This window comes from Streptomyces sp. LaBMicrA B280, assembly GCF_049222185.1.
GTDB lineage: Bacteria > Actinomycetota > Actinomycetes > Streptomycetales > Streptomycetaceae > Streptomyces > Streptomyces murinus.
In genome coordinates this window covers 1-835 of the sequence record NZ_JBMJCT010000054.1, presented here as the reverse complement: position 1 = coordinate 835, position 835 = coordinate 1, and the positions used below count along the sequence as shown (strand labels likewise).

1 protein-coding gene is annotated in these 835 nt (G+C 67.7%); it reads left to right on the top strand.

All coding sequences use genetic code 11. The features are described from left to right. Nucleotides 1-835 (top strand): AMP-binding protein (locus tag ACLF5H_RS31510; RefSeq protein ID WP_421679424.1); only part of this gene is annotated, 835 nt, incomplete at both ends.

Below are 835 nucleotides of genomic sequence, written 5' to 3'. Positions count from 1 at the left end.
CCCACTCCGTCGTCTTCGGCGGCTTCTCCGCCGACGCGCTCGCCACCCGCATCAAGGACGCCGACGCCAAGGTCGTCATCACCGCCGACGGCGGCTACCGCCGCGGCAAACCCTCCGCCCTCAAACCCGCCGTCGACGAAGCCGCCGACAAGACCGGCAACGTCGAACACGTCCTCGTGGTCCGCCGCACCGGCCAGGACGTCGCCTGGAACGACACCCGCGACGTGTGGTGGCACGACCTCGTCGCCGCCCAGCCCACCGAACACACCCCCGAGGCATTCGACGCCGAACACCCCCTGTTCATCCTCTACACCTCCGGCACCACCGGAAAACCCAAAGGCATCCTGCACACCTCCGGCGGCTACCTCACCCAGACCGCCTACACCCACTGGGCCGTCTTCGACCTCAAACCCGACACCGACGTCTTCTGGTGCACCGCCGACGTCGGCTGGGTCACCGGCCACTCCTACATCGTCTACGGCCCCCTCGCCAACGGCGCCACCCAGGTCATGTACGAGGGCACCCCCGACACCCCCCACCAGGGCCGCTTCTGGGAGATCATCCAGAAATACAAGGTCTCCCTCCTCTACACCGCCCCCACCGCCATCCGCACCTTCATGAAATGGGGAGACGACATCCCCGCCAAGTACGACCTCACCAGCCTGCGCATCCTCGGCTCCGTCGGCGAACCCATCAACCCCGAAGCCTGGATCTGGTACCGCAAACACATCGGCGCCGACCGAACCCCCGTCGTGGACACCTGGTGGCAGACCGAGACCGGCGCCATGATGATCTCCCCCCTCCCCGGCGTCACCGACGCCAAACCCGGCTCCGC